Origin of the sequence: Streptomyces cyanogenus (assembly GCF_017526105.1) — a bacterium.
GTDB classification, from domain to species: domain Bacteria; phylum Actinomycetota; class Actinomycetes; order Streptomycetales; family Streptomycetaceae; genus Streptomyces; species Streptomyces cyanogenus.
Window position 1 is genome coordinate 7511743 of record NZ_CP071839.1, and the last position, 21212, is coordinate 7532954.

General features: G+C 73.0%; 23 protein-coding genes, 1 tRNA gene and 1 riboswitch. Of the genes, 13 read left to right on the forward strand and 11 right to left on the reverse strand.

The window, feature by feature from the left end; all coding sequences use genetic code 11:
- The first annotated feature begins 114 nt into the window (after positions 1 to 114).
- Together S1361_RS33695 and S1361_RS33700 are read left to right on the forward strand one after the other, a co-directional pair.
- Complete coding sequence (locus tag S1361_RS33695; protein ID WP_208035651.1) at positions 115 to 1545, forward strand: MFS transporter; 1431 nt, start codon at positions 115 to 117, stop codon at positions 1543 to 1545.
- Between the two features lie 42 nt (positions 1546 to 1587).
- Positions 1588 to 1661: transfer RNA gene (locus tag S1361_RS33700), tRNA-Pro, on the forward strand.
- Positions 1662 to 1821: 160 nt separating this feature from the next.
- On the opposite strand, the gene S1361_RS33705 is transcribed toward S1361_RS33700, so the two are convergent.
- Both S1361_RS33705 and S1361_RS33710 read right to left on the reverse strand, forming a co-directional pair.
- Positions 1822 to 2676 carry a caspase family protein gene (locus S1361_RS33705; RefSeq protein WP_208035652.1) on the reverse strand — a complete coding sequence of 285 codons (855 nt, stop codon included), beginning with the start codon at positions 2674 to 2676 and terminating at the stop codon, positions 1822 to 1824.
- A 154-nt stretch (positions 2677 to 2830) separates the two neighbouring features.
- Positions 2831 to 3415 (reverse strand): DUF488 domain-containing protein, encoded by a 585-nt coding sequence (locus tag S1361_RS33710; RefSeq protein WP_208035653.1) that lies wholly within the window; start codon positions 3413 to 3415, stop codon positions 2831 to 2833.
- Positions 3416 to 3586: 171 nt separating this feature from the next.
- Between S1361_RS33710 and S1361_RS33715 the strand changes: the two genes are divergently transcribed.
- Genes S1361_RS33715 through S1361_RS33725 form a run of 3 tightly spaced genes read left to right on the forward strand, consistent with a single transcriptional unit; the run spans position 3587 to position 7011 of the window.
- Complete coding sequence (locus S1361_RS33715) at positions 3587 to 3955, forward strand: hypothetical protein (protein WP_208035654.1); 369 nt, start codon at positions 3587 to 3589, stop codon at positions 3953 to 3955.
- A gap of 52 nt (positions 3956 to 4007) precedes the next feature.
- Positions 4008 to 5762, forward strand: a complete 1755-nt coding sequence (locus S1361_RS33720) for a sodium/solute symporter (protein ID WP_208035655.1) — start codon at positions 4008 to 4010, stop codon at positions 5760 to 5762.
- A 31-nt stretch (positions 5763 to 5793) separates the two neighbouring features.
- Positions 5794 to 7011, forward strand: a complete 1218-nt coding sequence (locus tag S1361_RS33725) for a GAF domain-containing sensor histidine kinase (protein ID WP_208035656.1) — start codon at positions 5794 to 5796, stop codon at positions 7009 to 7011.
- On the opposite strand, the gene S1361_RS40430 is transcribed toward S1361_RS33725, so the two are convergent.
- The 9 genes from S1361_RS40430 to S1361_RS33770 all read right to left on the reverse strand — a co-directional run bounded on the left by S1361_RS40430 (position 6938) and on the right by S1361_RS33770 (position 14849).
- Positions 6938 to 7222, reverse strand: coding sequence for a proprotein convertase P-domain-containing protein (locus S1361_RS40430; RefSeq protein ID WP_425087721.1), 285 nt, complete (start codon positions 7220 to 7222; stop codon positions 6938 to 6940). The genes S1361_RS33725 and S1361_RS40430 overlap by 74 nt on opposite strands.
- The gene (locus S1361_RS33735; protein WP_208036885.1) at positions 7141 to 7671 is read right to left on the reverse strand and encodes a S8 family serine peptidase; all 531 of its coding nucleotides are present in this window, start codon (positions 7669 to 7671) and stop codon (positions 7141 to 7143) included. Before S1361_RS33735 ends, S1361_RS40430 begins: the two co-directional genes overlap by 82 nt.
- Positions 7672 to 7691: 20 nt before the next feature.
- Positions 7692 to 9101 carry an amino acid permease gene (locus S1361_RS33740; RefSeq protein WP_208035658.1) on the reverse strand — a complete coding sequence of 470 codons (1410 nt, stop codon included), beginning with the start codon at positions 9099 to 9101 and terminating at the stop codon, positions 7692 to 7694.
- Between the two features lie 197 nt (positions 9102 to 9298).
- Complete coding sequence (locus S1361_RS33745; protein ID WP_208035659.1) at positions 9299 to 9994, reverse strand: GntR family transcriptional regulator; 696 nt, start codon at positions 9992 to 9994, stop codon at positions 9299 to 9301.
- A 22-nt stretch (positions 9995 to 10016) separates the two neighbouring features.
- Positions 10017 to 11018, reverse strand: coding sequence for a proline racemase family protein (locus S1361_RS33750; protein ID WP_208035660.1), 1002 nt, complete (start codon positions 11016 to 11018; stop codon positions 10017 to 10019).
- 12 nt (positions 11019 to 11030) lie between these two features.
- On the reverse strand, positions 11031 to 11927 hold the full coding sequence (locus S1361_RS33755) for a dihydrodipicolinate synthase family protein (RefSeq protein ID WP_208035661.1): 897 nt from the start codon (positions 11925 to 11927) through the stop codon (positions 11031 to 11033).
- Positions 11928 to 12002: 75 nt separating this feature from the next.
- Positions 12003 to 13397, reverse strand: coding sequence for an FAD-dependent oxidoreductase (locus tag S1361_RS33760; protein WP_208035662.1), 1395 nt, complete (start codon positions 13395 to 13397; stop codon positions 12003 to 12005).
- On the reverse strand, positions 13390 to 13692 hold the full coding sequence (locus tag S1361_RS33765; protein WP_208035663.1) for a (2Fe-2S)-binding protein: 303 nt from the start codon (positions 13690 to 13692) through the stop codon (positions 13390 to 13392). Before S1361_RS33765 ends, S1361_RS33760 begins: the two co-directional genes overlap by 8 nt.
- Positions 13689 to 14849, reverse strand: a complete 1161-nt coding sequence (locus tag S1361_RS33770; RefSeq protein WP_208035664.1) for an NAD(P)/FAD-dependent oxidoreductase — start codon at positions 14847 to 14849, stop codon at positions 13689 to 13691. The genes S1361_RS33765 and S1361_RS33770 overlap by 4 nt, the downstream gene beginning before the upstream one ends.
- 140 nt (positions 14850 to 14989) lie before the next feature.
- On the opposite strand from S1361_RS33770, the gene S1361_RS39940 reads away from it, so the two are divergent.
- The 8 genes from S1361_RS39940 (at position 14990) to S1361_RS33800 (ending at position 21191) form a co-directional block, all read left to right on the forward strand.
- Complete coding sequence (locus tag S1361_RS39940) at positions 14990 to 15112, forward strand: putative leader peptide (protein WP_279577637.1); 123 nt, start codon at positions 14990 to 14992, stop codon at positions 15110 to 15112.
- Positions 15113 to 15192: 80 nt separating this feature from the next.
- Positions 15193 to 16080, forward strand: coding sequence for a glutathione S-transferase C-terminal domain-containing protein (locus tag S1361_RS33775; RefSeq protein ID WP_208035665.1), 888 nt, complete (start codon positions 15193 to 15195; stop codon positions 16078 to 16080).
- Between the two features lie 77 nt (positions 16081 to 16157).
- A riboswitch (SAM riboswitch) is annotated at positions 16158 to 16268 on the forward strand.
- 32 nt (positions 16269 to 16300) lie between these two features.
- On the forward strand, positions 16301 to 16450 hold the full coding sequence (locus S1361_RS33780) for a hypothetical protein (RefSeq protein WP_208035666.1): 150 nt from the start codon (positions 16301 to 16303) through the stop codon (positions 16448 to 16450).
- Between the two features lie 172 nt (positions 16451 to 16622).
- The gene (locus S1361_RS33785; RefSeq protein ID WP_208035667.1) at positions 16623 to 17603 is read left to right on the forward strand and encodes an amino acid ABC transporter permease; all 981 of its coding nucleotides are present in this window, start codon (positions 16623 to 16625) and stop codon (positions 17601 to 17603) included.
- Positions 17600 to 18400 (forward strand): amino acid ABC transporter ATP-binding protein, encoded by an 801-nt coding sequence (locus S1361_RS33790; RefSeq protein ID WP_208035668.1) that lies wholly within the window; start codon positions 17600 to 17602, stop codon positions 18398 to 18400. The genes S1361_RS33785 and S1361_RS33790 overlap by 4 nt, the downstream gene beginning before the upstream one ends.
- An 87-nt stretch (positions 18401 to 18487) precedes the next feature.
- Positions 18488 to 19507 carry an ABC transporter substrate-binding protein gene (locus S1361_RS33795; protein ID WP_208035669.1) on the forward strand — a complete coding sequence of 340 codons (1020 nt, stop codon included), beginning with the start codon at positions 18488 to 18490 and terminating at the stop codon, positions 19505 to 19507.
- Positions 19508 to 19747: 240 nt separating this feature from the next.
- Entirely contained in the window at positions 19748 to 19861 is a 114-nt protein-coding gene (locus S1361_RS40435; RefSeq protein WP_425088106.1) for a putative leader peptide, read from the forward strand.
- Positions 19862 to 19988: 127 nt separating this feature from the next.
- On the forward strand, positions 19989 to 21191 hold the full coding sequence (locus S1361_RS33800) for an LLM class flavin-dependent oxidoreductase (protein ID WP_208035670.1): 1203 nt from the start codon (positions 19989 to 19991) through the stop codon (positions 21189 to 21191).
- The last annotated feature ends 21 nt before the right edge of the window (positions 21192 to 21212 follow it).

The following is a 21212-nucleotide window of genomic DNA, read 5'->3' on the forward strand; positions in this document are numbered from 1 at the left end:
CGCCGTGGCCGGACGCGGCCCGCCCGGCCGGCTCCGCCGTCCCGCGGCACGGCCCGTACGACCGTGCCCCACGTACTCGATCTCCAGCGTCCCTGATCCGGGAGAGGCTCCTCCATGCCCCGCGCGTCCACCCGCCTCACCTTCACGGTCCTCGCGACCGGTGCCGGCGTGTTCTCCATGCTGCAATCGCTGATCGCGCCGGCCCTGCCGACCGTCCAGCACGCCCTGCACACCTCGCAGTCCACCGCGACCTGGGTGATGACGGCCTACCTGCTGTCCGCCTCCATCTTCACCCCCATCCTCGGCCGGGTCGGCGACCTCGTCGGCAAGAAACGCACCCTCGTCGCCGTCCTGGTGACCGTCCTCGCGGGCTGTCTCATCGCCGCGCTGGCGCCGACCATCGGCGTACTGATCGCCGCCCGGGTCGTCCAGGGCGTCGGCGGCGCCCTGTTCCCGCTCTCCTTCGGCATCATCCGGGACGAGTTCGCCCCCGGTGAGGTCAGCGGCAGCATCAGCAGCCTCTCCGCCGTGATCGCCGCCGGTGGCGGGGTCGGCATGGTGGCCGCCGGGCCGATCGTGTCCGCGCTCGACTACCGCTGGCTGTTCTGGATCCCGGTCGCGGTCGTGGCCGCGACGGTCCTGATCGCCGCGCGCTACGTCCCCGAGTCGCCCAAGAGGGCCGAGGGCAGGGTCGGTTGGGGCGGCGCCGTCCTGCTCTCCGGCTGGCTGGTCGCCCTGCTGCTGCCGCTGAGCCAGGCCGGGCGGTGGGGCTGGGGCTCGGTGAAGGTGCTCGGTCTGTTCGCCGCCGCCGTCGTCCTGTTCACGGTGTGGCTGGCGGCCGAGGCCCGGTCGCGCAACCCGCTCATCGACCTGCGGGTGCTGCGACAGCCCGCGGTGTGGACGACCAACGCGGCCGCCCTGCTGTTCGGCGCCGGCATGTACTCGATCTGGTCCTTCCTGCCGGGCTTCGTCCAGACCCCGTCCGCGGCCGGTTACGGTTTCGGCGCCGGCGTGACCGCCTCCGGCCTGCTCATGCTGCCGATGCTGGTCGCGATGTTCCTCTCCGGTGTCCTGTCGGGACGCCTGGAACCCCGCGTCGGCGCGAAGGCGTTGCTCACCACGGGTGCCGCCCTCGGCGCGGTCGCCTGCGGCTTCCTCACCCTGTGGCATGACGCGCAGTGGCAGATCGCCGTCGTCGCGGGCATGTTCGGCCTCGGCACCGGGCTCGCCTTCGCCTCCATGGCCAACCTCATCGTGGGCAGCGTGCCGGCGGAGCAGACCGGTGCCGCGACCGGCATGAACGCCAACATCCGCACCATCGGCGGCTCGATCGGCGCCGCGCTCACCAGCGTCCTGGTCACCGGCCGGCTCCAGCCCTCGGGCCTGCCTTACGCCTCCGGCTACACCCACGGCTGGGCCCTGCTCGCCCTCCTCTGCCTGGCCGCGGCCGGCGCCGCCCTCCTCGTCCCGGTACGCCGCCCCGCCCACCCGGCCCTCACCGGCCCCGCCCCGGCCCCGACCCGGGCACCCGCCCGCGTACGGTAGGGTTGACCTGCGTGATCACGCGGAACCCGCGTGAGACCGCAACGGGACGTGGCGCAGCTTGGTAGCGCACTTGACTGGGGGTCAAGGGGTCGCAGGTTCAAATCCTGTCGTCCCGACAGAGTGCCTGGGGGTTTTCCCGAGGTCAGGGCCTTGTTCCACTTCGGTGGGACGGGGCCCTTGGTCGTTTCGGGCGGTCCGCCCGGGCGTCATGGCGCTGCTGGCCGCCCCAAGGGGGCGCCCCGCTCGGTGGGACGCCCCCTCGGCGGCACGCTTCCCTCAGATGGTGAAGGGCCGCTGCCGGATGAACCGGGTGTTGGTGCGGCCGGTCACGAACAGGTTCGGGCTCTGCGTCGCCGGCATCTTCGTGAGGATCTCGCGGTGGAACGCCTTGTAGCCGCCGGCGAACTTGCCGCCGTTCCACACCTGGAGCAGGGTCCCGGTGAACAGACCGTTCACCAGGCCGTCGGCCGAGAGCTGGTTGTCCTGGCACGCCGAGATGAGCAGAACCGTCGCGCCGAGGTCCCGGGTGTCCTTGGCGTTGATCTTCCGCTGGATCTCGTCGTAGAGCTGCTTGTCCCGCTCGTAGACCTCGGCCTGCTTGTCCAGGGGCATGATCCTGGCCGTCGTCTCGACCTTGTTGGGGTCGTCCGTCTGGAACTGCTCTTCGAGGGCTTCCGGCGTGAGGATCTCGCGGACCTTGACGCCGCTGCCGCTGTGGCAGCTGTCCAGCAGGCACAGGATCCGAACGCCCTCGGCGAAGCCTTCGAACTCCTTGTAGATCTCGTCGTCGATGTACTCCCGGTCGTAGAGACAGATGGTCTCGTCGAGCCGATCCGGCTCGTCCTCCGGGCCGTTGAGGTCCGCTATCTGTCCACCGTGACCGGAGTAGGTGAAGAACAGCACGTCGCCGGCCGTGAGGGCCTGCGCCGCCTTGCGAAGCTCCGTGGTGACGTTGCCGACCGTGGCGTCGGCGGTGAGCAACGTCGTGCGGTCCTGGAATCCAGCGTCCTTGGCGAGCTGGTCCATGTCACGGGCGTCGTTTTCGCAGGCGATGAGTTTGCCGTCCCAACCGTGGTACTTGCTGGGGTCAACGCCGTTGAGCCCGACGTGAAGAGAGATGCCGCGAGTCATGGGGGTCCTCCCTGCGAGCCTGATTCTGATCTTGAGACTAATCACCCGAACGGGGGATAGCAGATTGATTGGGCTATTCGGGTGATATCGGTTTAAAAGATCAGGTGACGTGGTAGTCCCCACGGCTCCACTGTGGCCTGCCGCGTCGCGGCGCTCACCGTGCTGTTCGGGGGCCGGCGTCGTAGACGACGAGACCGTCGCGGCGGAGGCGTGCACCGGGCGTCGGGGTGTGCGCCGTGAGGCGTCCGTCGTGCATCAGGTGCAGGACGTGCGCGCCACGGGCCAGGACGGCGAAGTCGGCGATCAGCCGCCGGTGGCACCGCCACCACACCGCCTCACTGCACATCACCGCGGTGCGCTCCTCACCCGCCTGCCGCATCAGGACGTCCATCGCGGTGACGAACTCGGGGCTGCGCGTGTGACCGGCGTAGCCGCGGAAGGACTCGTTGCGCCAGACCGTGTCGGGCGAGTCCGGCGTCGGCTTGCGCCACCCGCCCAGCCTCTGCTCCCACCGGTAGGCGATCTCCTCCTCGGGCATCCACCGGGCCAGCCGCTGACGTGACACGTCCGGGTTCCGGCGACTGCCGGGCGCGGTCCTGACGTCCACGACGGCGGCGACGCCGGCTCCGCGGAGAAGACCTGCCAGAGCGGTCCGATCGGCAGTGCCGTGACCGAACGTGATCAGCTCCGGGCGCGCCCCGGACGTGCTGTCCGGGGGGTCGGTCCGGACGTGGCCCATACACCGAGTGCACCACCGATCCGCCGACGCGGCACGCACGACGGCGCCGGGGCCCGGCACGGCGGCCCTCGGCCGGACATCCGTGCCTCCCTGTGCCGGAACCTGTTGCTCTGCTTTCGTGATGCGTACACTCCACTGCGAAGTGTGATCATCGCGGTCGGAGGACGCGGCATGAGTGCACCTGGGACTCCTCGACGGGAAGTGGTCACGGGGGTTCCGCGTGCGGCCCGCGCGGTTCGAGGGGGACACGGGCCCGCGCGTCCCGCTCCCGCCGTCGACTCCCTCGCCCTGCGCGACCTGATGTGCCGTCAACTTCGGCTGGGCTTGCAGGCGTTCGGGGCCCTCGTCGTCCTGCTCGGACTGCTGCCCCTCGTCTTCGCGGCCCTGCCGGACCCGGCGGTGAGGCCGGGCAGCGCCCTGGTCGTGTGGGCCGTCCTCGGGGTCGCCGCCTATCCCGCGCTCGTCGTCATCGGCCGGTGGTACGTCGTACGCGCCGAGCGCAACGAACGGGACACCGCGGACCGCGCCGAAGGGGTCTGACGGTGAGCGACGTCCAGCCGTACCCGTCCGGCCGGGCACCCGGAGCCGCCGGGTGAACCAGACGTACGGCATCGTGGCCGTGTCGGCGGCCGTCGTCGTGACCCTGGTGATCGGCTCGACGGGACTGCGCATCTCCCGCACGACCTCCGACTTCTACGTCGCCTCCCGTACCGTTCCGCCGTACCTCAACGCCATGGCCATCAGCGGCGAGTACCTGTCGGCGGCCTCGTTCCTCGGTATCGCCGGACTCGTCGCCGCCCAGGGCGTGGAGATGCTCTGGTTCCCCGTCGGCTACGCCGCCGGCTACCTCGTCCTGCTCGTGTTCGTCGCCGCCCCGCTGCGCCGCTCCGGGGCCTACACGCTGCCCGACTTCGCCGACGCGCGGCTGGAGTCCCGGGCCGCCCGGCGCGTCGCCAGCGCGCTCGTCGTCGGCGTCGGCTGGCTCTACCTGCTGCCCCAGCTCCAGGGTGCGGGCCTCACCCTCGGCCTGGTCACCGGCGCGCCGCGCTGGCTCGGCGGTGTGCTCGTCGCCGTGGTCGTCACCCTGGCCGTGGCCGCCGGCGGCATGCGCAGCATCACCTTCGTGCAGGCCTTCCAGTACTGCCTGAAGCTGACCGCGCTCCTCGTACCCGCGGTGTTCCTCCTCCTCGCCTGGCACGGCGACCCCCGCCCCGCCGGTGCCCTGGACGAGCCGCCCACCTTCCGCCGGCACACCCAGGTCACCGTCGAGACCACCGTCCGCATCCGGATCGAGGCGCCGCTGCGGACCGTGGCGACCGGTGTCGTGGACGGCCGGGGCCACGACCACGACCGGCTGCTGCTGGACCCCGGCGTGCACGAGGTCCGGGCCGGTACGACGCTCCGGTTCCCGCCGGACACCCCGGTGCCCGGGCGGGAGCCGGACGACGGACGGGGCGCCGGAGCCTCCAGCTGGGCGGCGCCGCTGTCCGGCGGCCGGGACGACCACCCGCTGTACACCACCTACGGGCTGATCTTCGCCACCTTCCTGGGCACCATGGGGCTGCCCCACGTCCTCGTCCGCTTCTACACCAACCCCGACGGCCGCGCCGCCCGGCGCACCACCGTCATCGTGCTCGCCCTGGTCGGCGGCTTCTACCTGCTGCCGCCGCTGTACGGCCTCCTCGGCCGGATCTACGCCCCCGACCTGCTGCTCACCGGCACCACGGACGCCGCCGTCCTGGTCCTGCCGGAACGACTCGTCGGCGGTCCGGGCGGCGACCTGCTCGGCGCCCTGATCGCCGCCGGCGCCTGTGCCGCCTTCCTGTCCACCGCCTCCGGGCTCACCCTGTCGGTCGCGGGCGTGCTCAGCCAGGACGTCCTGCCCTCGCTCGGCGTACGCCACTTCCGGCTGGCGACGCTCCTGGCGGTCGCCGTGCCCGTGACGGTGAGCGTGGCCGCCAGCAAACTCCCCGTCGCCAACGCCGTCGGACTCGCCTTCGCGGTGGCCGCCTCCTCCTTCTGCCCGCTGCTGCTTCTCGGCATCTGGTGGCGCGGCCTCACCGCGCCCGGCGCGATCGCGGGGCTGCTCACCGGCGGCGGCAGCGCCCTCACCGCGGTCGCCCTGACCATCGCCGGGCCCCTCACCGACGGCTGGGCGCACACCCTGCTCGCCTGGCCGGCCGTGTGGTCCGTACCGCTCGGCTTCCTGACCATGATCCTGGTCTCGCTGGCGACCCGGGACCGGATCCCGGCCGGCACCGAGGCCGCCATGGCCCGCCTCCACCTGCCCGAACGCCCGGCCGGCCAGGGCGCGTCCGCCACCCGCCGAGGAGTGACCACCCCATGACGATCCGCCGGCCCGCCGAAGGCGCCCGCGCATGACCGCGCTCGCCCTCCTCGCCGTCGTGGCCCCCGTGGTGTTCGCCGCCGGTCTCACCGCGGGACACCTCCTGGTCCGCCGCGTCGACCGCGACGGCACGGACCACGGCGGCCCCGTGGAACGCGCCACCTTCCACACCCTGCACACCGCGTCCGCGGCCGCGCCCCCGCTGCGCGCCGGACTCACCGAGGACGCGGCCCGCAAGGCGGTACGACGGCTCCGGCCGCTGTTCGGCACGGCCGCGCTCGGTCTGACCGCCGACGACCGGCTGCTGGCCTGGGACGGGCCGGGGCGGCACCATGCGGACACCGCCCTGGACCGGGTCCGCCACGTCCTGCAGAGCGGTCGTACCCAGACCTTCCCCGTCCGCTGCCCGGACCCGGACTGCCCCGTGCGCCGGGGCGCCGCCGCGCCGCTCACCGCCGACGGACGGGTGCTCGGCGCCCTCGTCGTGCTGGGCGCCGGGGAGTCGGCGTCCGCGGCCCGGGCCACCGAGGAGGTGGCGCGCTGGGTCTCCGTCCAGCTGGAACTCGCCGAACTCGACCGCACCCGGACGGGCCTGATCGAGGCGGAGATCCGGGCACTGCGCGCGCAGATCTCCCCGCACTTCGTCTACAACTCCCTCGCCGCGATCGCCTCGTTCGTCCGGACCGACCCCGAGCGGGCCCGTGACCTGCTGCTGGAGTTCGCCGACTTCACCCGCTACTCGTTCCGCCGGCACGGTGAGTTCACCACCCTGGCCGAGGAGTTGCGCTCCATCGAGCAGTTCCTGGAGCTGGTCCGCGCCCGGTTCGGGCAGCGGCTTCAGGTGACCCTGCAGATCGCCCCCGAGGTGCTGCCCGTGGCGGTGCCCTTCCTGTGCCTCCAGCCCCTGGTGGAGAACGCGGTCAGGCACGGGCTGGAGGAGAGCGTCGAGCGCAGCCGTATCGGCATCACCGCGCAGGACGAGGGGGCGACGGCCCGGATCGTCATCGAGGACAACGGAGTCGGCATGGAACCGGACCGGCTCCGCCGGATCCTGCGCGGCGAGGACAGCCCCTCGGCGGGCATCGGGCTGCGCAATGTGGACGAGCGGCTGCGCCAGGTCTACGGCGACGACCACGGGCTGGTGATCGAGACCGGCGTCGGCGCCGGAATGAAGATCACGATCCGGATCCCCAAGTACCGGCCAGGAGTGCACAGCGCGCCCCCGCGCACCGCGTCCGGGAACGTGTGAGGGCCGGCGCCGGACAGGCCCGCTGCCCCCCGGCAGGCGCTGCCGGGGGCCGCAGGCCTGGGGGGCAGAACGTGACGCTGGTCGTCTGCAGGCCGTAGGTCCTGCCGTCCGGGGAGACCAGGTCGATCTTCACATCACCCAGCCACTCGTGGGTGACACCCACCGCCACCTGCAAGGCCTTCGGCGCGCTGCCGGAGAAACCGGCCACCATGATCGGCGCCTCGACCGTGGCGCGGTGCCGACCGCTTGGAACGCCTGCCGGAGGACGGCGAGGGCGCCGCTGACGTGCGGGGCGGCCATGGAGGTGCCGTTCCTGGAGGCGTAGCCGCCGCCCGGAACGGAGGAGACGATGCCGGTGCCGGGTGCGAACACGTCCGGCACCGGGGCCCGGTTGGTGAAGGCGGACAGCTGGTCGTCGTCGGTGGTGGCGCCGACCGCGATGACGGAGGAGACACAGGCCGGGGCGCTCACCACGTCGCCGTACCCGTTGTTCCCGGCCGCGACCACGGTGGCGACGCCGGCGTTGGACACGTTGTCGATGGCCGGCTTGCGGGTCGTCCTCGCAGGCGGTGGCGTCCGGCCGCCGCCGAGGCTGATGCTGGCCGCGACGACCGGCGTGCCGGCCTGCTTGAGCTGCCGTACCTTTGCCGGTGGCCGGATGCCGGGATGCGCTCAGCCCGCTACCGTGCCTGCTTCCGCTGCCGTCGGGCCGCCATCACCGCGTAGACGAGGACTCCGGCGAACAGGAACAGCGCGCCCTGGTAGACCGCCGCGTAGCCGGCACCCGCCATCAGCCAGAGGGTGAAGACCGCGGCCACCGCGGTGATCACGGAGTCCCGCACCAGCCGGGCCCGGTCGACCGTCTCCGGCCGGCCGGTCACCAGGTGGAAGATCTGCGCGGCGGCGGCCAGCAGGTACGGCACGGTGGCGGTGAACGTGGTGACCAGGACCAGGACCTCGAAGACCTTGCCCGAGCCCGAGAAGTAGTTGTAGACGGTGAGCAGCGAGGCGAGGACGACCGTCACGCCGACCCCGACCGTGGGCACGCCCCGCCGACGGCGCGTGAAGGCGCTCGGGAACAGCCCGTCGCGGGCCGCCGCGTACGGCGTCTGGGCACTCAGCAGGGTCCAGCCGTTGAGGCAGCCGGTCATCGACACCAGGGCGGCGAGCGCCACGGCCGTGCCGCCCCAGCTGCCCCCGAACATCGCGTTCACAGCGTCCGAGAACGGCGCGGTGGAGGTCACCAGACGGTCGTGCGCGACCGTGCCGAACACGGACAGCGTGCCCAGCAGGTAGACCAGCGCGGCGCCCGCGGTGCCGATGACCGTCGCGCGCCCCACGTTGCGCCGGGCGTTCCTGACCTCGCCCGCACTGACGGCCGCGGACTCCACCCCGAGGTAGGAGAAGAGCAGCAGCGCGGCGGAGGCGGACACCGCGCCGATCGCTCCCTGACCGCTCGCGTTGAACGGTCCGAGCCGGTCGGGGTCGAAGAAGAACAGCCCGCCGACGGCGACGAGCAGCAGCGGCACGAACTTCAGCACCGTGGACACCAGCTGGACGGCACCGACGTACCGGGTGCCGGCGAAGTTGGCGAGGGCGGGCAGCCACTGCAGGGTCAGCGCGGCCAGACAGGCCGTCCAGCGATGGCCGTTGACCGGGATCAGCACGTCGAGGTACCCGACGGCGGCGACGGCGAGCGCGGCGTTCGACACCCAGGTGGTGATCCAGTACGACCAGGCCGCGAGGAATCCCGCGAAGTCGCCGAACGCCTCCCTGGCGTAGACGTAGGGGCCGCCGGTGCGCGGGTCGCGTGCCGCGAGCCGGCCGAAGACCAGGGCGAGCGCGATGGCGCCGACGGTCAGCACTCCGAAGGCGACCAGGCTGACCGTCCCGTACGGGGCGATGGAAGCGGGGAGCAGGAAGATGCCGCCGCCGATGATGTTGCCCATGACCAGCGCGGTCGCGACGGGCAGGCCGAACCGGCGGGCGTGCCTGCCGGTGTCGCCGTGCGGATCCCCGGCGGGAACCGTGGGGGACTCCGCGGGGATCTCCGCGGGAGCCGGAGCCGGGACGGTTCCGGTGCTGTGCATGGGTGGTGCGCCTCTCATGGAACTGACGTTCCCGGGATCACCGGGACGGGGCCATGGTCGGGGATGCGCCGTTCTGGCGCAAAATCGCCGTTTGTTGTCCCGTGCGGGCCGCCTGGGCATGGAAAATACGTCGTGGCGCGGCCCCGGCGCCGCGAGATGTCCGGTCCCTTCCGTGCGGCTCCTCCGGGCGGGCGCGGTCAGTCCGTCGCCGCCCACAGGCTGCGCACATGCCCGAGGTGCCGGGTCATGATCGCGTGCACGGCCTTCTCGTCGCGCTCCAGCAGCGCGTCCAGCAGCTCCAGGTGTTCCTCGGCGGAGGCGAGCAGCCGGCCCGCCTCCACCAGCGCGGTCAGCCCGTACAGACGGGAGCGTTTGCGCAGGTCGGCCACGACCTCGACCAGGTGGGCGTTGCCGGCCAGGGCGAGCAGACCGAGGTGGAAGCGGGTGTCGGCCTCGACGTAGGCGATCAGATCGCCCGCCACCGCCGCGGTCACGATCTCCCGGGCCGCCGGACGCAGCGCCTCCAGCGAGACGCGGTCGGCGGTGCGGGCCAGCTCCACCACGGTGGGGATCTCGATGAGCGCCCGGATGTGCGTGTACTCGTCCAGCTGCCGGTCGGAGACGGCGGTGACCCGGAAGCCCTTGTTGGGCACGGTGTCGACCAGCCCCTCCTTGACCAGGTCGAGCATGGCCTCCCGCACCGGTGTCGCCGAGACGCCGAACCGGGCGGCCAGCGAGGGCGCCGAGTAGACCTCGCCGGGCCGCAGCTCGCCCGCGATCAGCGCGGCGCGCAGGGCGTCCGCGACCCGCTCGCGGTAGCTGCTCCGCCGGCCGCCCAGCCGGGGGAGCGCGGGCAATTCGGTGTCACGGGTGTTCTGTGCCATGTCACGCATCACCGGGTGAGTCTAGAGGACGCTAGAGGACGAACCCCTCCGGGAAGGGGTCGGTCGGGTCCAGCAGGTACTGTGCGGTGCCCGTGATCCACGCACGGCCGGTGAAGCTGGGCAGCACGGCCGGCACCCCGGCGACCTCCGTGGTCCCCAGCAGCCGGCCGGTGAGCCGGGTCCCGATGAAGGACTCGTTCACGAACTCGGTGTGCAGCGGGAGTTCACCGCGCGCGTGCAGTTGCGCCATGCGCGCGCTGGTGCCCGTGCCGCACGGGGAACGGTCGAACCAGCCCGGATGGATGACCATGGCGTGCCGGGAGTGCCGGGCCGTGGCACCGGGTGCGTACAGGTGGACGTGGTGGCAGCCCCGGATCGACGGGTCCTCCGGGTGCACCGGCTCCGCCTCCGCGTTGATCGCCGCCATCAGGGACAGTCCGGCCGCGAGGATGTCGTCCTTGCGGGCGCGGTCGAAGGGCAGCCCGAAGGCGTCCAGCGGCAGGATCGCGTAGAAGTTGCCGCCGTAGGCCAGGTCGTAGGTGACCGTACGGCCGTCCGGCAGCGCGATCTTGCGGTCCAGTCCGGCCGCGAACGACGGCACGTTCCTGAGCGTCACGTTCCGGGCGGCGCCGTTCTCCACCGCGACCTCGGCGACGACCAGCCCCGCCGGGGTGTCGAGCCGGATGGTGGTCACCGGCTCCGTGACCTCCACCATGCCGGTCTCCACCAGCACGGTCGCCACCCCGATCGTGCCGTGCCCGCACATCGGCAGGTAACCGGAGACCTCGATGTAGAGGACGCCCCAGTCGCAGTCCGGGCGGGTCGGCGGCTGCAGGATCGCGCCGCTCATCGCGGCGTGGCCGCGCGGCTCGTTCATCAGCAACTGCTTGACGCCGTCGCGGTGTTCGCGGAACCACAGCCGTCGTTCGTTCATGGTCGCGCCCGGGACGGTGCCGATCCCGCCGGTGATCACCCGGGTCGGCATCCCCTCGGTGTGCGAGTCGACGGCGTGCAGGACGAGCTTGCTGCGCATGGGGGAGGCTCCTTACGCGAGGCCCGCGGCGACGGCCTTCTCGGTGGCCGCGCGGACCGCGGCCTCCTGCTCGGGCGGCAGCGGGACCCGCGGCGGGCGCACCGGGCCACCGTACCGTCCGACGACGTCCATGGAGAGCTTGATGGCCTGGACGAACTCCGTCCGCGAGTCCCAGCGCAGCAGCGGGTGCAGCTGCCGGTACAGCGGGAGCGCGGTGGTGAGGTCCCCGGCCAGCGCGGCGCGGTACAGCTCCGCGGAGGCGCGCGGCAGGGCGTTGGGGTAGCCGGCCACCCAGCCCTTGGCGCCGGCCACCGCCAGCTCCAGCAGTACGTCGTCGGCGCCGATCAACAGGTCCAGTTCCGGCGCGAGTTCGGCGATGTGATAGGCGCGGCGAACATCACCGGAGAACTCCTTGACGGCGTGCACGAGCCCCTCGCCGTGCAACCGGGCGAGGAGTTCGGGCACCAGGTCGACCTTGGTGTCGATCGGGTTGTTGTACGCCACCACCGGCAGGCCCGCCCGTGCGACCTCCGTGTAGTGGGCGAGCACCGACCGCTCGTCGGCGCGGTAGGCGTTGGGCGGCAGCAGCATCACCGAGGCGCAGCCGGCCTCGGCGGCCTGCTCGGCCCAGCGGCGGGCCTCGGCCGAGCCGTACGCGGAGACGCCCGGCATCACCCGCGCGCCGCCGATCGCGGCCACGGCGGTCTCCACCACCCGGGCCCGCTCCTCCGGGGTGAGCACCTGGTACTCACCGAGCGAGCCGTTCGGTACGACGCCGTCGCAGCCGTTGGCGACGAGCCAGGCGCAGTGCTCGGCGTACCGGTCGTGGTCGACCGAGAGGTCGTCGCGGAGCGGGACGGCGGTGGCGACGAGGATGCCGCGCCAGGGGCGGTGCTGCGGGTCGGTCATGATCTCTCCCCATCAATAGGGTGTGACATTTTACTGTGGTGTGGCGGTACGCGGCCGCGTTCCGCTTGCGGTGCCTCAGTCCGTCTCCGGCAGGGCGGCCAGGACCCCGAGCGGTACCGGCCGGGCGAACGGCCGCCCGGCGGTGAGCGGGCATCCGGTCAGGCCGGCCACCGCGGGCGCGCACATCCGGCCCTGGCACCAGCCCATCCCGGCCCGGGTGAGCAGCTTCACCGTGCGCAGGTCGCCTGCGCCCAGCGTGTCGGCGGATGCCCGCACCTGCCCGGCGGTGACCTCCTCGCAGCGGCACACCACCGTGTCGTCCGGGACCCGGTCCGCCCAGCCCGCCGGCGGGGCGTACACCGCGTCCAGGGCCGTGGCGAACTCCCGCAGCCGGGTCCGGGCCCGGGCGGCGGCGCCCCAGCGGCGTGGGTCGGGCACCGTGCCGTGCAGCCGGGCGGCGGCGGAGCGTCCGGCGATGTGGCCCTCGGCGAGCGCGAGCGCCGCGCCGCCGACGCCGGTGGCCTCCCCGGCGGCCCAGACGCCGGGCACGTCGGTGCGCTGTTCGCCGTCGACCTGTACGGCGGTGCCGGACAGGGTGCAGCCGAGGGTCTCGGCGAGATCGGTGTGCGGCAGCATGCCGTGGCCCACGGCGAGGGTGTCGCAGGGGATGCGGCGGTAGGTGCCGGGGCGGAGCCGTCCGTCCGGGGCGAGCGCGGCCACCGTCACCGCCTCCAGCCGGTCGGTGCCGTGCGCCGCCACGACGGTGTGCCGGGCCAGGGTGCGCACCCCGTGGCGCAGCAGCCGGGCCGCGTAGCCGGCGCCCTCGGCGAGTTTGCCGGGCTCCGCTGCCAGGGCGGGCGCTCGGCGCAGCAGCGCGGCGGGAGCGGCGGACTCCACCAGCGCGGCGACCCGGGCACCGGCCGCGGCGAGCCCGGTGGCCACCGGCAGCAGCAGCGGCCCGGTCCCGGCGACCACGGCCGTCCGGCCGGGCAGCACCAGGCCGCCCTTGAGCATGGCCTGTGCGCCGCCCGCCGTGACGACTCCGGGCAGCGTCCAGCCCGGGAAGGGCAGCACCTGCTCGTACCCGCCGGTGGCGAGCAGGACGGCGTCGGCGCGGACGGTGACGCCCTCCTCCTGCGCGGGGCCGCGCAGGGCGTGCACGGTGACCTCGTCGCAGGCGGAGCCCCTTCGCACGCACCACACGTGATGATCCGTCAGGTGCGTGATGCGGCCGGCCTCGCGGTGCCGGTCCAGCGCGTCCCGCAGTCGTTCCCAGGTGCGCCACTGGTGGTGCAGGGCCTGTGGCCGGCGGGCGCCGAGTGCGCGGGCGGGCTGCCGGTAGAACTGGCCGCCGGCCTGTTCGGCCGCGTCGACCAGGACGACCTCGACGCCTCGTGCGGCCGCCGCCAGCGCCCCGGCGAGGCCGGCCGGGCCCGCGCCGACGACGGCGAGTCGCGGTCGTTCAGCCATCGTCCCGGCCCGTCCCCTCCTGCGTGCGGATCACGTCTCCCGGGCGCACCGGCACCAGGCAGGCCCGCTGGTTCGGGCGGTCGTTGACGGTGACCAGGCAGTCGAAGCACACCCCGATCCCGCAGAACACCCCGCGGGGCCGGCCGGTGCCGCGGGTGCTGCGCCAGGCCGTCACGCCCGCCGACCACAGGGCCGCCGCGACCGTCTGGCCAGGCAGTGCCGTCAGCGGCCGGCCGTCGAAGGTGACGGTGCAGGCCTCGCCCGGCCGGGCGCGGGTCAACTCCAGCGGATTCACCGGACGTCGCCTCCCTCCGTGTCGAACCGCTCCGGCCGGAACGGTGCGAGATCCAGTTCCGGCGCCTTGCCGGTGAGCGCCTGCGCGATCAACTGCCCGGTGCCGGTGGCCAGTCCGATGCCGGCGCCCTCGTGCCCGCAGGCGTGGAACAGGCCGGGCGCCCGCGGGTCCGCGCCGATCGCCGGCAGGTGGTCGGGCAGGTACGGCCGGAAGCCCGCGTACGTCCGCAGGGCGCGGACCCGCTCCAGGAACGGGAACAGCCCGACCGCCCCGGCCGCCAGCGCCCGTACCGCGGGCAGTGACAGCGAGCGGTCGAAACCCACTCGTTCCCGGGTGGCGCCGATCAGCACCGGACCGGCGGCCGTGCCCTCCACGACCGGCGAACTGCGCAGGGCGGCCGAGTCGCTGGCCACGTCGGCCACGTAGTCCGCGGCGTACACCTTGTGCCGGACCATGCGCGGCAGCGGCTCGGTGACCAGTACGAAGCCGCGCCGGGGGAGCACCGGCAGCCGGACGCCGGCCAGCGCAGCGACCTCGCCGCCCCAGGTGCCGGCCGCGTTCACCACCGCCGGGGCGTGGATCTCGCCCCGGTCGGTGCGGACGCCGTACACCGCGCCGTCCGCGGTGCGCAGCACCCCGGTCACGGTCCGGCCGGTGTCCAGGGCGGCGCCGGAGGCGCGGACCAGGTGGGCGGCGGCCAGCGCGGGCATGACCTGGGCGTCCTGCGGGTAGTGCACTCCGCCCGCCATGCCGGGGGCCAAGTGCGGCTCCAGTTCGGCCAGTCGGCGGGCGTCGACCGGTACGGCGGTGACGCCGGCGCCGCGCTGGGCCGCCGCGAACTCCCGCAGCGCGGCCAGGGCTTCGGGTGCCGAGGCGACCACCAGGCCGCCCTTGGGCTCGTACTCGAACGCGGTGCCGTGCTGGTGGGCCAGCTCGGCCCACAGCCGTGCCGAGAGCAGGGCGAGTTCCAGTTCCGGGCCCGGTTCCTTGTCGGAGACGAGCAGGTTGCCCTCGCCGGCGCCGGTGGTGCCGCCGGACACCGGGCCCCGGTCCACCAGCCGGACGTCGAGTCCGGCCCGCGCGGCGTACAGCGCGCAGGCCGCGCCCACCATCCCGGCCCCGACGACCACGACATCGCAGGTCAGTCGCTTCGTCACATCAGTACTATGTCACATGTTTCTCTCTGTGGGGAGTACCCGGCGCCGCCCCCGATTCCCAGGCGTGGACGCCCCCTTGACGTCGTACGGAGCCGGATCGACACTCCAGGGAGGAAATCCTAGTGAACAGGTAGGGAATCATGGCGCGCCTCCAGACGGGCACCGGCTCCACGAGCCGGACGCCGTTGCGCGCTCCCCTGCTCACCTCCCGCCGTCACATCGACCTGCAGCGCGTCTGCAGCGCGATCAGCCGCCACCGCTGAGCCGGGCCCCACCCGCCCCCACCGACCGGCCACGCCCGCGCCGGCGCGCCCGTCCGCACGCCCACCACCCGGGGAGACCCATGTCCATCACTCCGCTCGCAGCCGTCCCGTCCGCCCGCCGCGCCGCCCCCGTCTTCCGCGGGCGGATCGGCCGGGACCCCCGCAGCGGCCACTACGCCGTGCCGCACCGCTACCGGCTCCACCTGTCCACCGCCTGCCCCGACGGGCTGCGCCTCGCCGTCGGCCACAGCCTGCTCGGCCTGGACACGAGCTGTCCGGTCACCCTCCTGCCCCCCGTCCCGGACCGTCCCGGCGGCGGCCACTCGGCACTGCGCCCCCTCTACGAGGCCAGCGCCCACCACTACACCGGCCCGGCGCTCGCACCCGTGCTGAGCGACGACTGGTCCGGACGCATCGTCAGCACCCACACCCCCGACATCCTGCGCGACCTGGACCGGTTCGGCCCCGGCGACCGGGCCCGCCTGTACCCCACCGGACTGGAGTCCGTGATCGAGGCCGTCGAGCGGATGTGCGCCGAGGGCATCGAGGAGGCCGCACAGCGCGCAGGACGGGCCGGGGCCGACCCGGCCGAGCGGGCCGCCGCCCTCGACACGCTGCTCGACACCCTGGGCCGGCTGGAGCGGCGGCTGAGCGGAGAGGAGTACCTGGCCGACGACCGGCTCACCGCCGCCGACGTCGAACTGTGGGTGACCCTGGTGCAGCTCGACACCGTCCACCGCTGCCACCTCGACGCCTCCGCCGTGCACCGCATCGCCGACCACCGCGCCCTGTGGGCCTACGCCCGCCGCCTGGCCGCCCGTCCCGCGTTCGGCCGCCACCTCGACCTCGACGGCATCGCCCGCCGCCACCACGGCCGCTGCCAGGGCCTGGAGGCAGCCGGAGCTGCTGTCCAGATCCTGGACTGGGCAGGCCATGCCGCGGACACTCCTGACGCTTCTCGCAGGTGAGAGCGACTCAACGATGTCCATGTGGCGGACGGCCGTTGACATTCGAACGGCCGACTGCCTTACTTACGGCTCAGAACGGTCATGAGCGTCAGCGCCAAGCCCTGGCTCGCTGACCGGCAACCCTCGCATCGCGGTGGGGTGCCCCAGGTGACGACCGGACCGGACGGCGATTTCGGTAAGCGCGAGGCCCCACGGGGCCGGAACAGTGACAGGTGACGCCATGTACGCAGCTCCCAGGACGGCCACGAGCCGCCCCCAGGGCTGCGTACCGTCGTACGCCGGTCTCCTCGTCGCCGACCGGGCCGTCGACCTGCTCCGCGTGAACAGCGCACTGTGTACCGCACCGGGCTCCGCCCGCTGTCAGGGCTGACGTCTCCTCCCAGCCCCCGCGTTCCCGCCGCACACCCTCCGCCCGGTGTGCCGTTGTCCGCCCAGCCCCCGGCTTCCGCGCGCTCCCGTGTGCCGCCCCGTGCCCCAGTGCCGTAGTGGTTCGCATCCGGCCTGCCGCGGACCCGGGGTGTCCGAATCCGCCGGAGCCCGCCATGAGTGAACCCCCAGGCGCCGCCGTGTCCCTCGCCGAGGCACCACCCGCCGCATCCCCGCCGAAGTCCCTGACCGCCCAGCGCGTTCAGCCGCTGCGCCGGCCCGGCCGGTGGATCGTCACCGCCGTCGTTCTCGTGCTGGTCGCGCAGATCCTGCACGGACTGGCCACGAACCCGTTCTACCAGTGGGCCCGCTTCCGCTACTGGTTCCTGCGTCCCACGATCCTCGACGGGCTCGTCGTCACCCTCGAAGTCGCCGCGCTCAGCGCCGTGCTGGGCCTGCTCGGTGGCATCCTGCTGGCTCTCGGCCGGCTCTCCGGCAGCCCGGTACTGCGGGCGGTGAGCTGGACCTACACCTGGCTGTTCCGCTCGGTACCGCTGATCGTCGTACTGATCTTCCTCTACAACTTCAGTGCCCTGTACAAGACGTTGAGCCTCGGTATCCCCTTCGGACCGGCCTTCGTCAGCTTCGACGAGTCGAAGCTCGCCACCGACATGACGGTTGCCGTCATCGGTCTCGGCCTCAACGAGGCCGCGTACGCGGCCGAGGTCGTGCGCGGCGGCATCCTCTCCGTCGACCAGGGCCAGCACGAGGCGGCGGCCGCGCTCGGTCTGCCCAGGGGCTACCAGTTCACCCGGATCGTCTTCCCGCAGGCCCTGAGGTCCATCACCCCGAACTACGTCAACCAGCTCATCGGCCTGGTCAAGAGCACGTCCCTGGTGTTCTACGTCTCCCTGCTCGACCTGTTCGGCTCGGTGCAGACCATGGGCAGCACCTACCCCGGCGACATCGTGCCGCTGCTGCTCGTCGCCACCGTCTGGTACCTGATCCTGACCAGCGTCGTGTCCGTCGTCCAGTTCTACGTCGAGCGGTACTTCGCCCGCGGTGCCACCCGCAGCCTGCCGCCGACCCCGCTGCAGAAGGCGCGGGCGGGCCTCGCCGACTTCCGGGCCCGGCTGCGCAGGGAGGCCGCCGTATGACCGCCACCGCCACCGCCACCGCCACCCCGGAGACGGCCCCGGCCGCCCTGGAGGTGCACGACGTCCACAAGTGGTACGGCACCCACCGCGTCCTGGACGGCATCGACCTGACCGTGCGCCCCGGGGAGGTCACCGCGATCCTCGGGCCCTCCGGCTCCGGCAAGTCCACCCTCCTGCGGGTCATCAACCACCTGGAGAAACCCGAGATCGGCTACGTGAGCGTCGGCGGCGAGCTGATCGGCGTGAAGCGCAACGGGGGCCGGCTCAAGGAACTCAGCGAGCGCACCATCCTCACCCAGCGCAGCCGGATCGGCTTCGTCTTCCAGAACTTCAACCTCTTCCCGCACCTGACCGTCCTCGACAACGTCGCCGCCGCCCCCGTCGCCACGGGCAGGCTGAACAAGCCGGAGGCGCGGGAGCTGGCACGCGAACTGCTCACCCGGGTCGGTCTCGGCGACCGCACCGGCGCCTACCCGCGGCAGTTGTCCGGCGGCCAGCAGCAGCGCGTCGCCATCGCCCGCGCCCTCGCGCTGCGTCCCGGGATCATCCTCTTCGACGAGCCGACCTCGGCGTTGGACCCCGAACTCGTCGGCGAGGTCCTCTCCGTCATCAAGGACCTGGCCACCAGCGGTACCACGCTCGTCATCGTCACCCACGAGATCGGCTTCGCCCGCGAGGTCGCCGACCGGGTCGTCTTCATCGACGGCGGAAGGATCGTCGAACAGGGCCCGCCCTCCCAGGTGCTGGACAAGCCCCGGCACGAGCGGACCCGGGACTTCCTCAGCAAGGTGCTCTGAGCTTCAGCCACTCCGGTGACCCGGCCGGCCCGCCCAGACCTCCCCCCACGCCACCCTCATCACCCGTCCCGAACGACAAGGACAGCCATGCGCAGCCACTTCTCCCGACGCAGCCTGATACGCGGCATCACCGCGGCGACCACGGTCGCCACCCTGGCCACCGGGCTCGCCGCCTGCGGTGGTGAGAGCGACGCCGCCACCACGACCGACGCCGCCGGCACGGTGACCGTGGGCCGGGTGTCCAACGGCGCGGCCAAGCAGACCGAGCTGAAGGTCTCCGAGGTGAAGTCCCTCAACGCCGAACTGCCCGCCGCGATCCGCAAGAGCGGCACCCTGAGGATCGGTGTCGGCGCCCTGCCCGACGGCTTCCCGCCGCTGGCCTACATCGGCGGCGACCAGAAGACCCTCACCGGTGCCGAGCCGGACCTGGGCCGCCTGGTCGCCGCGGTCCTCGGACTGAAGCCGCAGTTCTCCAACGCCACCTGGGAGAACATGTTCGTCGGTATCGACAGCGGCAAGTACGACGCCGCCTTCGCCAACATCACCGACACCGAGGAACGCAAGAAGAAGTACGACTTCGCGTCCTACCGCAAGGACAACGTCGGCTTCGAGGTGCTGAAGAAGAGCACCTGGAACTTCGACGGGAACTACGAGAACCTCGCCGGCAGGACCGTCGCCGTGGACAACGGCACGAACCAGGAGAAGATCCTCCTGGAGTGGCAGACGAAGCTGAAGAAGGAGGGCAAGACCCTCACCGTCAAGCACTACCAGAGCAAGAACGCCACCTACCTGGCGCTGACCGGCGGCAGGATCGACGCCTACTTCGCCGCCAACCCCGGTGTCGCGTACCACATCACGCAGACCGCGAAGTCACCGAACCCCACCCGCAGCGCGGGCACCTTCTCCGGCGCGGGCGCCACGCTGCAGGGCCTGATCGCCGCGACCACGAAGAAGGACAGCGGACTCGCCAAGCCGTTCGCGGACGCCGTCAACTACCTGATCGAGCACGGTCAGTACGCCAAGTGGCTGGCCGCCTACAACCTCTCCGACGAGTCCGTGGCGAAGTCGGAGGTCAACCCGCCCGGACTGCCGCTCACCAACTCCTGACCACCCGTCACCCCGCCCAGAGACAGCCACCTAGAGAGGACTCCGCTCCCGTGACCCACCCGACCGGCGTCGGTACGAGCCCCCGGGCTCAGCCTGCGCCGCCGCTGCCCGCATCGAGCAGCTGCGCGGCCCGGGAACAACCGGCGCCGGCCGGGCGTTGGACGTCATGACGAGATCCACCGAGCGGACGCCGATCCGGCCCGCCGCGGCCGACGGAGGGAGGTGACGGCCGTGACCCGAGTGCCCTCGCAGGCGCGCCCGCCGCACGCCCCGCACCCGTACCGCTCCGTCCGTCTGCACTCCCGGCCGCACATAGACCTCCAGCGCGTGTCCGCCGCGCTCTGTCGCCACTGACCCTTCCCCGGCCCGCTCCCCGGCCCGGGTCCTTCCCCCCGCCGCGCTCGCCCGCGGCCGCCGCCCCCCGGCCGCCGCCGGGACCGCGAGCCGGTGTTCTCGTACGGACATCAAGGAAGGCACCGACGTGTCCTCGACCTCCCCCGCCCCCCTGCACCTCGCCGTCGCCCTGGACGGCACCGGCTGGCACCCCGCGTCCTGGCGCGAGCCGGTCGCCCGCCCCCGGGACCTGTTCACCGCCGGCTACTGGGCCGACCTGATCACCGAGGCCGAACGCGGCCTGCTCGACTTCGTCACCCTGGAGGACGACCTCGGCCCGCAGTCCTCCCGGCTCCTCGCGCCCGACGAGCGCACCGACCAGGTCCGCGGCCGGCTCGACGCGGTTCTCATCGCCTCCCGCGTCGCCCCGCTCACCCGGCACATAGGCCTGGTCCCGACCGTGGTGGCCACGCACACCGAGCCGTTCCACATCTCCAAGGCGATCGCCACCCTCGACCACGTCAGCGGCGGACGCGCGGGCGTGCGCGTGCGGACCACCTTCCGACCGGACGAGGCCGCGCACTTCGGCCGCCGCACCATCCCCCAAATCGACGGCTTCGACGGCCCCGGCGCCCAGGAGCTGATCACCGAACTGTTCGACGAGGCCGCCGACTACGTGGAGGTGGTCCGCCGGCTCTGGGACAGCTGGGAGGACGACGCCGAGATCCGGGACGCGGCGACCGGCCGCTTCATCGACCGGGACAAGCTGCACTACATCGACTTCGAGGGCCGCTTCTTCAGCGTCAAGGGCCCCTCCATCACGCCCCGGCCGCCGCAGGGCCAGCCGCTGGTCACCGCGCTCGCCCACCGGACCGTCCCGTACCGGCTGGTGGCCCGCCGGGCCGACGTCGGCTACGTCACCCCGCAGGACGCGGACGGGGCCCGCGCGGTCGTCGCCGAGATCCGCGCCGAGCAGGAGGCGGCGGGCCGCGCCGACGAGACCCTGCACGTCTTCGGTGACCTCGTCGTCCTCCTGGACGACAGCCGGGCCGAGGCGGAGGCCCGCCGCGACCGTCTCGACACGCTCGCCGGGGAGCCCTACACCAGCGACGCCCGGATCTTCACCGGCACGGCCGCCGAACTGGCGGACCTGCTGGAGGAGTTCGCGGAAGGCGGGCTGACCGGCTTCCGGCTGCGGCCCGCGGTCGCCGGTCACGACCTGCCCCGGATCACCCGGGACCTGGTGCCCGAGCTGCAGCGCCGCCGCCGCTTCCGGGACGCCTACGAGGCCGGCACCCTGCGCGGCCTCCTCGGCCTCGCCCGCCCCGCCAACCGCTACGCGGCAGCCTGAACCCCGGAGAGGACGACCCTA

Bases quoted from the DNA above. Each gene is read 5' to 3' on its own strand.
- S1361_RS33695 (WP_208035651.1), top strand. From the start codon at position 115: ATGCCCCGCGCGTCCACCCGCCTCACCTTCACGGTCCTCGCGACCGGT.
- S1361_RS33705 (WP_208035652.1), bottom strand. From the start codon at position 2,676: ATGACTCGCGGCATCTCTCTTCACGTCGGGCTCAACGGCGTTGACCCC.
- S1361_RS33710 (WP_208035653.1), bottom strand. From the start codon at position 3,415: ATGGGCCACGTCCGGACCGACCCCCCGGACAGCACGTCCGGGGCGCGC.
- S1361_RS33715 (WP_208035654.1), top strand. From the start codon at position 3,587: ATGAGTGCACCTGGGACTCCTCGACGGGAAGTGGTCACGGGGGTTCCG.
- S1361_RS33725 (WP_208035656.1), top strand. From the start codon at position 5,794: ATGACCGCGCTCGCCCTCCTCGCCGTCGTGGCCCCCGTGGTGTTCGCC.
- S1361_RS40430 (WP_425087721.1), bottom strand. From the start codon at position 7,222: ATGGTGGCCGGTTTCTCCGGCAGCGCGCCGAAGGCCTTGCAGGTGGCG.
- S1361_RS33740 (WP_208035658.1), bottom strand. From the start codon at position 9,101: ATGCACAGCACCGGAACCGTCCCGGCTCCGGCTCCCGCGGAGATCCCC.
- S1361_RS33745 (WP_208035659.1), bottom strand. From the start codon at position 9,994: ATGCGTGACATGGCACAGAACACCCGTGACACCGAATTGCCCGCGCTC.
- S1361_RS33750 (WP_208035660.1), bottom strand. From the start codon at position 11,018: ATGCGCAGCAAGCTCGTCCTGCACGCCGTCGACTCGCACACCGAGGGG.
- S1361_RS33755 (WP_208035661.1), bottom strand. From the start codon at position 11,927: ATGACCGACCCGCAGCACCGCCCCTGGCGCGGCATCCTCGTCGCCACC.
- S1361_RS33760 (WP_208035662.1), bottom strand. From the start codon at position 13,397: ATGGCTGAACGACCGCGACTCGCCGTCGTCGGCGCGGGCCCGGCCGGC.
- S1361_RS39940 (WP_279577637.1), top strand. From the start codon at position 14,990: ATGGCGCGCCTCCAGACGGGCACCGGCTCCACGAGCCGGACGCCGTTG.
- S1361_RS33775 (WP_208035665.1), top strand. From the start codon at position 15,193: ATGTCCATCACTCCGCTCGCAGCCGTCCCGTCCGCCCGCCGCGCCGCC.
- S1361_RS33780 (WP_208035666.1), top strand. From the start codon at position 16,301: ATGTACGCAGCTCCCAGGACGGCCACGAGCCGCCCCCAGGGCTGCGTA.
- S1361_RS33785 (WP_208035667.1), top strand. From the start codon at position 16,623: ATGAGTGAACCCCCAGGCGCCGCCGTGTCCCTCGCCGAGGCACCACCC.
- S1361_RS33790 (WP_208035668.1), top strand. From the start codon at position 17,600: ATGACCGCCACCGCCACCGCCACCGCCACCCCGGAGACGGCCCCGGCC.
- S1361_RS33795 (WP_208035669.1), top strand. From the start codon at position 18,488: ATGCGCAGCCACTTCTCCCGACGCAGCCTGATACGCGGCATCACCGCG.